This window comes from Streptomyces sp. NPDC059398 (genome assembly GCF_042751845.1).
In the GTDB taxonomy this organism is placed as follows: Bacteria; Actinomycetota; Actinomycetes; order Streptomycetales; family Streptomycetaceae; genus Streptomyces.
This window is the reverse complement of record NZ_JBHYWP010000169.1, coordinates 1-7,986: the sequence shown is the minus strand read 5'-3', so window position 1 is coordinate 7,986 and position 7,986 is coordinate 1. Positions and strand designations below refer to the sequence as shown.

Sequence of the window (7,986 nt, the reverse complement as noted above, 5' to 3'; positions counted from 1 at the left end):
TGTAGATTCCGTCCGCGGGGTGCCCCGGGACCCCGGGGGCGCCGGGCCCCGCGGGACGGCCGGAGGCCCAGGCGGCCTTGTCGTCCAGCGACACGGCGGGCAACGTGGTGGGCGGCAACTGCCCGCGCGTCTCGTCGGTCAGGATGAGCAGCGCGGGCCGGGCGTCCTCCAGCATGTACGTGATACGGGAGGCCGGGTACTCCGGGTCGACCGGCAGATAGGCGGCCCCCGCCTTGAGCACCGCCAGCATGGAGACGACGGTCCGGACCGTGCCCGGAAGCGCGAGAGCGACCAGGTCCTCGGGCCCCACCCCGCGGTCGACCAGATGGTGGCAGAGGTCGTTGGCCTCCGCGTCGAGCTGGGCGTAGGTCAGCACCCGCCGGCCGTCACGGGCCGCCACGGCGTCCGGTGTGCGGGCCGCCTGCGCCTGGAACGCCTCCGGCACCGTCAGCCGCTCCACCTGCCTGGTCGGACCCTCGGCGGCAGCGACGAGCTGCGACGCCTCTTCAGCACCGATGAAGTCGACATCCCGGACGCGCTGATCGGGGTCGGCCACCACGGACCCCAGAACCATGCAGAAGCGGTCGGCAAGCGCCCTTGCCGTTGCAGGTTCGAACAGCTCTGTGGAGTACTCCAGGCTCCCTTCGATCCCGTCCGCCCGGCCGTTCTCGTCGTGCTTCTCGACGAAGGTGAAGGTCAGGTCGAACTTGCTGATGCCGGTGTGGACGGGCAGGGCGGTTGTGGTGATGCCGGGGAGTTCGAGTGCGGCGGTGCCCTGGTTCTGGAGGACCAGCATCGTCTGGAACAGGGGATGCCGGTTCTGCGCCCTGCTGGGGCAGAGCGCGTCCACGAGTCGTTCGAAGGGGAGGTCCTGGTGGGTGTAGGCGGTGAGGTTGGTGGTGCGGGTGCGGTGGAGGAGTTCGCGGAAGGTGGGGTCGCCCGAGAGGTCCGTGCGCAGCACGAGGGTGTTGATGAAGAACCCGATGAGGTGGTCGAGAGCTTCGTCGGTACGGCCGGCTACCGCGGTGCCCAGCGGGATGTCGTCCCCGGCTCCATGGTGGGAGAGCAGGGTGGCGAGGGCAGCTTGGAGGGTCATGAACGTGCTGGTGTTGGTGGTCTTGGTGAGGAGGGTGAGCTGGTGGTGGGTATGAGGGCTGATGTGGAAGGTGAGGGAGTTGCCCTGGTGGTGGGTGAGCGCGGGGCGTGGGTGGTCGGTGGGGAGCTGGAGCAGCTCGGGGAGCTTGTCCAACTGCTTTCTCCAGTAGGCGAGTTGGCGGGCAGCGAGGCTGTCCGGGTCACCTCCCTCGCCGAGGGTGTGGTGTTGCCAGAGGGTGTAGTCGGCGTACTGGACGGGGAGCGGTGTCCAGTCCGGTGAGGTGGAGCGCGTACGGGCCCGGTAGGCGTGGCCGAGGTCGTCGGCGAGAGGGGTGAGGGACCAGCCGTCCGCCGCGATGTGGTGCACGACCAGGACCAGCACGTGGGCCTCGGCGCCCAACCGCAACAGGCTCGTACGGATGGGCACCTCCGTGGACACGTCGAAGCAGTGCGAGACGGCGGCGCCGAGCACGGTGTCCAGCTCGGCGGGATCGACCTCCTGCACCCCGGGGGCGACGTCGATCGCCGAGGTGTCGAGGATCAGCTGCCGTGCCACCCCGTCGGTCTCCGGATACACGGTGCGGAGTGTTTCGTGGCGTTCTACGAGGTCGGCGAGGGCCGCTCGCAGGGCGTGGGTGTCGAGTGGGCCGTCGAGGCGGAGGACGAGGGGGATGTTGTAGGTGGGGCTGGGGCCTTCGTAGCGGTTGAGGAACCAGAGGCGTTGTTGGGCGTGGGAGAGGGGGAGGTGGTCGGGGCGTTTGTGGGGTGTGAGGGTGGGTCGGGCGTGGTGGGCGGTGTCGAGTGCGTGGGTGAGTGTGGCGACGGTGGGGTGTTCGAAGAGGGTGCGGATCTCGATTTCGGCATTCAGGGTGGTGCGGATGCGGCTGGTGAGGCGGGTGGCGAGGAGTGAGTGGCCGCCGAGTGTGAAGAAGTTGTCGTCGATGGTGATGTGGTCGCGGTTGAGGATGTCCGCGAAGAGGCCGCAGAGGATTTCTTCGCGTGCGGTGGCCGGTTCTCGTCCGTGGGGTGTGGCAGCGGTTTCGGGTGCGGGTAGTGCGGTGTGGTCGATTTTGCCGTTGAGGGTGAGGGGGAGTGTGTCGAGGGTGATGAAGGCGGAGGGGACCATGTAGGGCGGCAGTGTCCGGCCGAGCAGCGCGGACAGTTCCGCGGAGTCGGCCTTCGCGCCGGTGGTGGTCGGGGTGACGTAGGCGACGAGCCGCCGGTCCCCAGGAGCGTCTTCGCGCAGGGTGACTAGGGCGGTCGCAACGGAGGGGTGGGATCGTAGTGCGGTTTCGATTTCGGTGGGTTCGATGCGGTAGCCGCGGAGTTTGATCTGGGTGTCGGCGCGGCTGACGTACTCCAGTTCGTCGTTGTGGTTCCAGCGGACGAGGTCGCCCGTCCGGTACATGCGGTCGCCGGTCACGCTGAAGGGATCCACGACGAACCGGGTGGCGGTCAGCGCAGGTTGCCCGACGTACCCACGGGCCACTCCGGGCCCGGCCAGGTAGAGCTCACCCGTCACGTGGGGCGGCACAGGGCGGAGGCCGGTGTCGAGTACGTACGCCCGCATCCCGTCCATCGCGCACCCAATGGGCGGCACCTCCGCACCGAAGCCGTCCGCAGACACCGCGCACCGTGTGGCGAAGGTGGTGGTTTCGGTGGGTCCGTAGACGTGGTGGAACGTTGTTTGGGGGTGGGTGGTGGCGAGTTGTTGGAGTAGTCCGGGGGTTGCTGTTTCGCCGCCGGTTGCCACGAGGCGGAGTGTGCCGAGGAGTTGGGGGGTGGTGTCGGCGAGGGTGTTGAAGAGTGCGGTGGTGAGGAAGAGCGCGGTGACGTTCTGGGTGGTGATGAGGTGGTGGAGGGTGTGGGGTTCGAGTGGGCCGGGTGGGGCGATGGCGATGCGTCCGCCGGTGAGGAGTGGGGTCCAGATTTCGAAGGTGGAGGCGTCGAAGACGTAGGCGGAGTGCATGAGGATGGTGTGGGGTGTGTTTGCCCAGGTGGTGTCTGCGGTGAGGGCTGTGATGTCGCGGTGGGTGATGCCGACGCCCTTGGGGGTGCCGGTGGATCCGGAGGTGAACATCATGTAGGCCAGTTGTGCGCCGCCGATCACGGTCGGCAGGGGTGCGGGGGTGGCGGGCGCCCCGTCAGTCACGTGTCCCAGGGCGTCAACCACGAGAACCGCGACAGTGGTTCGCATGTGTTGCACCCAGGGGTGGGTGGCGGTTTCGTGGTCCACGATGAGGGCGCGCAACCTGGCGGTGTGTGCGGTCTGGTGGAGGCGTTCGGTGGGCCACTGGTGGTCGAGTGGGACGTACATGGCTGAGGCCCTGACGGCGGCGAGGGATGCGGTGACGATGCTGGGGGCGCGGGTGAGGAGGACCCCGACCCCGTCTTCTGCGCGCACGCCGTGGCCCGCCAGGCAGGCTGCCAGTTCGGCTGAGGTGTGGTCGAGTTCGCCGTAGGTCAGGGTCCCGTTGCTGCTGGACACGGCCACCGCGTCCGGTGCCGCTTTCACGCGCTCCGCGAACAGCTCGGGCAGCGACGCCCCCGAGACACCCACCGGAAGGTCCCCACCCCGGCCCTGGCCGAGCAGCCGCTCCCGCTCTCCTTCGAGCAGTACCGGAAGCTCGCCGACGCGAAGCTCCAGATCCGTCGAGAACGCTTCGAGGAGCAGCCGCAGCCGCTCCGCCATCACTTCCACGGCGGGCCGTCCGAACACGGTCGTCCGGTATCCGAAGGTGATCCGCAGATCCTCACCGGGCGCGACGGTGAGCGTCAGCGGATAGTGAGCCGCGTCGGTCCCGTGGAAACCGGTGATCCGCAGGCCCGGCAGACCTTCCTGGGCCCGGCGCAGCGCTGCCGCGTCCATCGGGTAGTTCTCGAAGACGGCCAGGGTGTCGAAGAGCTCGTCCAGCCCGGTGAGGGCGCCGATCTCGGTCAGCCCGATGTGCTGGCAGCCCAGCAGCCGCGTCTGTTCCTGCTGCGCGCGGTTCAGGAGCGCGGCCAGGGTGTCGTCACGCCGCACCCCGATCCGGACCGGGATGGTGTTGATGAAGAGGCCGACCATCGATTCGACGCCGCCGATCTCCGGCGGGCGCCCGGAGACCGTGGTCCCGAAGAGCACATCGTCCTGCCCCGTCAGATGGTGCAGCAGGACTCCCCAGGCGCCCTGCACCAGAGTGTTCAGGGTGAGCCGGTGCCGGCGGGCGGTCTCCCGCAGACGGGCGGTGGTGGCCGCCCCGAGATCCATCACCACCTGCCCGGGCAGCTCGCCCGTGGCGGCCGGCGCCGCTCCGGCCCCGGACAGCAGCGTCGGTTCCGTCACCCCCGCCAGGGCGTTTCGCCAGGAGCCGGCGGCGGCCGTACGGTCCTGGGACGCCAGCCAGGCCAGATAGTTCCGGTAGGGGGCGACGCGCGGCATGGCGCTGTCGTCTCCACCGCGCGCGTACAGCTCGAAGAGTTCCCGTACGAGCAGGGGCATCGACCAGCCGTCGAGCAGGATGTGATGGTTGGTCATCACCAGCCGGTGCTGCTCGTGCCCCATCCGGATCAGGGTGAACCGCAGCAGCGGCGGCTGCGACAGGTCGAAACGCCGGGTGCGGTCGGCCGCCAGGAACTCCGCGAGCCGTTCGGCGGGTTGGCCCTCGTCCCCGGCGCTGAAATCCAGTTCATCGAAGTCGGGCGCGACATCGGCGGCGACAGCCTGGACCGGCTCGTCCAGCCCTTCGTGGAGGAAGCCGACGCGGAGGTTGGCGTGCCTGCGCAGCAGCCCCTGTACGGCGGCGCGCAGGAGGGCCGCGTTCACCGGTCCTTCGATGTCGAAGACGAACTGCGCGGTGTAGACGTCCACCGCCGTCGAGTCGTACAGGGCATGAAACAGCATGCCCTGCTGCAACGGCGTCAGCGGGAGGACGTCCTGAAGCTGGAATCCGGTCACTTGCGTCCACCCCACGTGTTCTGCAGTAGATCGATCTGGGCCTGGTTCAGTGAGACCAGGGGAAGGTCGGAAGGCGTGTATCCACCGGCATCGGGCGCCTGGGCGTGTTCCGCGATGGCGCGCAGCGCCCGCAGCCACTCGTCGGCGAGCCGTGCCACGTCGTCCTCGTCGATGAGGTCGGTCGGCCAGGTCCAGTTGACGACCAGTCGGGGCCCGTCGGGGAGGTCCTGCGTGAAGGCGTTGATGTCGATCACGTGGTGGACGGGCGTGCCGGGGTCCTGCGCGTCCGGGCCGCCGCCGTCGAGCAGCGGCTGCCAGTCTTCGCCCGCCGTGGCGCCGCCGTCCGGCGAACCGGCGTACCTGCCAAGGTAGTTGAAGCCGATCTGGGGGGTGACCGCGTTCAGCAGCTGTCCACGGGTGACCGGGTTCAGATGGCGCAGCAGGCCGTAGCCGATGCCGTGGTCGGGGATGGCCCGCAGCTGTTCCTTGACGCGTTTGAGCGCACCGTCGACGAACGCGCCGTCGTACGTCCGCTCCCCGGGCCGGCCGACCGGCCCCGGATCGACCCTGACCGGGTACATGCTGGTGAACCACCCGACCGTACGGGACAGATCGGTGTGCTCACCGATCTGCTCCCGGCCGTGGCCCTCGATGTCGAGCAGTACGGCCGGACTTCCCGGCGTCCCGCGGTCGGCCCGCCATCCGGCGACCGCCGCGGAGAGGCCCGTGAGCAGTACGTCGTTGACCCCCGCGTGGAAGACGGTCGGCGCCGTGGTGAGCAGGGGCTGTGTCCACTCGGCGGAGAGGCTGACCGTCAGGGTCCGGGTGCGGGCGGCGGTGTCCCGCTCCGGGTCGAGGGGGCGACGCCCCAGCTGCGGATCCGGGGTCTGCAGGATGTCCCGCCAGAGCAGCAACTCGGCGGCCCGCGTGGGACTTTGTGCCTCCGCCACCAACAGCTCGGCCCAGCGCCGGTACGAGGTGGGAACCGGCGGCAGCTCCTGGCCAGGCGATCCCGGGTCTCCCGGGGGCCCGCCGGGGCGGTCCGCGGTAACCGCCTGCCAGGCGGTCACCAGGTCGGCCGTGAGGGTCCGCCAGGACACCGCGTCCACCGCCAGGTGATGGACGACGAGCAGGAGCCGGCCGGGCCGGGCGGGCCCCGCGTCGAACCAGACCGCCGCCAGCACCGCACCGGCAGCCGGCCGCAGCCGCCTGCGGGCGGCCTCCGCTGCCTCCGCGATCACCCCCGTGGTGGTCTCTTCGTCCAGTCCTTCGATGCCGACGCGGACCAGCCGGTCACGGGCGGACACCGCGCCCTGCGGAAGGACTTCGAGGCCGGGCTGCCCTTGGGCCGTCCCGGGTACCACCCTCAGGCGCAGCGTGGCGTGATGGTCGACCAGCAGCTGGAGCGCCGCGACGAGTTGCTCCTCGCCCGCCCCGGCGGGGGACCGCAGCACGCTGGACTGGTTGTAGCCGTCCGAAGGGCCGGGCCGATCGAGGAACCAGGCCGCGATCGGGGTCAGCGGCACCTCGCCCACGCCCGGATCCGCCGCGGTCTCCGGTGCGTCACCGAGCGGCACGGCCACCGAGGCGATCAGCTCGGGGGTGCGGTGCTCGAAGACCTGCCGCGGTGTGATGACCAGGCCCGCCTTACGCGCCCTGCTGACGACCTGGATGGAGAGAATGCTGTCCCCGCCGAGGGCGAAGAAGTCGTCGTCGGTGTGGACGTCGATGCCGGTGTCCGTGGCACCCAGGGTCTCACCGAACACCCGGCAGAGGACTCGCTCCCGCTCGGTTCCCGGAGCACGCCCCGCTGTCCGCACGACGGACAGGTCGGGCACCGGCAGCGTCCGCCGGTCGATCTTGCCGTTCGGCAGCAGGGGCAGCGTGTCCAATGCGACGAAGGCCGACGGGATCATGTACTCGGGCAGTACGGCGGTGAGCGCCGCCCGCAGTTCGGCTGCCGGCGGCTCCGGCCGGTCGTTCGCCGCCACGGTGTAGGCGACCAGCCGCCGTTCCCCCGGCTGGTCCTCGCGGACCACGGCGCAGGCCGCGCTGATACCCGGAAGGTCGGTGAGCGCGGCCTCGATCTCGCCGAGTTCGATACGGAAACCCCGGAGCTTCACCTGGTCATCGGCGCGTGACAGATACTCCAGCTGTCCGTCGTGGTTCCGGCGCACGAGGTCGCCTGTGCGGTACATGCGGTCGCCGCTGGTGGAGAAGGGGTCGGCGACGAAGCGGGCTGCCGTCAGTCCCGGCCGCCGCAGGTAGCCGCGGGCGAGCCCGTGGCCCGCCACGTACAGCTCACCGGTCACCCCGGGCGGCACCATCCGCAGCCCGGGGTCGAGCACGTAGGCGCGTACGTTCCAGATGGGTGCGCCGACCGGTACGACATCCGCGGCGGCCTTGCCGGGCAGCGGAATGGCCGGGTGGGCGGTCGCGTCGATGGTCGCCTCGGTCGGCCCGTAGAGGTTGTGCACCTCCACGGACCAGGCATCCGCTACCTGCGCCGCGAGGGCCACGGGGAGCGGCTCACCGCCCGACATCACCGCACGGAGGCTGTACGGCGGTGAACCGGCCGCTTCGTTCAGGACGAGCGACAGATGCGACGGTACGAACTGCGCCACTGTGACCTGGAGTTCTCGCATACGACGGAGCAGCAGCGCCGGATCACGGTTCAGCTCCGGCGGGACGACACAGACCGACGCGCCGTGCAGGAGGGGGAGCCAGGTCTCCCATACGGAGGCATCGAAGCTGGGTGAGGTGCGGGCGAGTACCCGGTCGTCGGGGGTGAGGGTGAGGTGGTCGGCCATCCATGCCATGTGGTTCGTCAGTGCGGCATGGGTGACGGTGACTCCCTTCGGTTGTCCGGTGGAGCCGGAGGTGTGGATGAGGTAGGCGGGGTGGTGGGGGTGGGGTGTGTGGGTGGGGTTGGTGGTGTGGGGGGTGGTGGGTTG

General features: G+C 70.1%; 2 protein-coding genes. Both read right to left on the bottom strand.

All coding sequences use genetic code 11. The annotated features are described in order from the left end of the window. A partial coding sequence (locus tag ACFXBC_RS34275) for an amino acid adenylation domain-containing protein (RefSeq protein WP_385033748.1) occupies positions 1–5,032 on the bottom strand: 5,032 nt, incomplete at its 3' end. Further along, on the bottom strand, positions 5,029–7,986 hold a 2,958-nt coding region (locus ACFXBC_RS34270; RefSeq protein WP_385033745.1), incomplete at its 5' end, for an amino acid adenylation domain-containing protein. The genes ACFXBC_RS34270 and ACFXBC_RS34275, both read right to left, overlap by 4 nt.